The following is a 1,465-nucleotide window of genomic DNA, read 5'->3' on the forward strand; positions in this document are numbered from 1 at the left end:
TCTATAAATTTTTCACTGACCTTGACGCTCAGAACAAAATGGATGAAAAGCCATTCCTAGAGCTTGATCTTCTAGATATCGATGAGCATTTTGTGCCAGAGCTACAAAAGCTCACGAAGTCCGCTTTCGACGTTGAGTCCATTATAAATGCGGCAGGAGAGCTGAAATACGTCAGCCAAATCAAGAAAGAAATTTCGTCTCAATTCTCCAGCCCTTGTGACGAATTCGTAAAGTTTTTCGCCACGCGCGTTTATGACGGAATAATCACGCAGAAGGTTCGCGATCAGTTCGGCCCTCTCACGCGGAAAGCAACCGCCCAATTTTTGGCTGACCAGATCAATGATCGCCTCAGATCCGCAATGAGCGATAGTGCTCCCTCCGTCGCGGCTAGCATTCAATGCGCGCCCTCGCCTATGCCTGCTAATGAGAGCTTCGCCACCGAAGTAAATGATGACGCCATAACCACTACCCTTGAGGAGCTTGAAGGCTTTCACATCATCAAGGCGATTGTGCGGACCGTTATTGAACCTGGTCGAATCGGCCACCGAGACACCAAGGGCTATTTGGGGGTGCTGCTTGATGACAACAATCGAAAGCCAATATGCCGCCTTCATTTCAATCGGAACCAAAAGCACATTGGGATTTTTGACCATGAAAAAAATGAAACTCGACACCCCATCTCCACGCTCGACGATATTTTTAATTTTTCCGATCAATTGAAAGAGACTGCCCGACTTTACGAGTAGACGACATACAAGCCCCGCCCAAGTGCGGGGCTTTTTTATCCTTGACGCCTCACTTATCCCGGTTTACCTTTCGCTCGTCGCAGTCAATCCTGCGATACGGGTTTTGCAGCTCGGATAGTTTGAGGCGCACAGCGCCGCGAAAGCGGTTTTTTTGTGCTCGCTTTATGGCGGGCTGTGCGCAGGAGGCTTCGGCCTGCCGGTTCCTCAAGCCCGGTCTGCAAACCTGCGTACAGTTCGCCACCCTTCGTTTTGCAGCGCAGATGGCGAACTCCACTTGCTTGAGGGGCTTCACCATGTCTGCACTCGCTATCGCGTCTCTCGACGTACTCGTTGAACTGGTTAACGGCCAACCGACCACCACCAGCCTTGATGTATCAAAGCACTTCAGGAAGCGCCACGACAACGTGTTGCGCGCCATTGAGAACCTTGATTGCAGCCCAGAATTTAACGCCCTCAATTTTGAGGCGGTTGAATATCTCGATCCAAAAGGCGAAAGCCGCCCGATGGTCCGCATGACCCGCGACGGCTTCGTATTCCTCTGCATGGGCTTCACTGGCAAGGAAGCAGCACAGCTGAAAGAGGCTTATATCGGCGCCTTCAATCGAATGGAAGAGACGCTGAGAGGCAAGTCAGCCGCTCCCGAGATCATGCCCCTGACTGTCCAGCGCTGGCTAACCACCTTCGACAAGTCAGGCGGTCAACACACCCGCCTGCTGCCG

2 protein-coding genes are annotated in these 1,465 nt (G+C 52.0%); both read left to right on the forward strand.

The window, feature by feature from the left end; genetic code table 11:
- Positions 1–746, forward strand: a 746-nt coding sequence (locus ACIQVE_RS29665) for a restriction endonuclease (protein ID WP_402815519.1), incomplete at its 5' end; no start/stop codon positions are given.
- A 293-nt stretch (positions 747–1,039) separates the two neighbouring features.
- On the forward strand, positions 1,040–1,465 hold a 426-nt coding region (locus tag ACIQVE_RS29670; protein ID WP_402815521.1), incomplete at its 3' end, for a Rha family transcriptional regulator.

Origin of the sequence: Pseudomonas sp. NPDC098747, from assembly GCF_044760045.1 — a bacterium.
In the GTDB taxonomy this organism is placed as follows: Bacteria; Pseudomonadota; Gammaproteobacteria; order Pseudomonadales; family Pseudomonadaceae; genus Aquipseudomonas.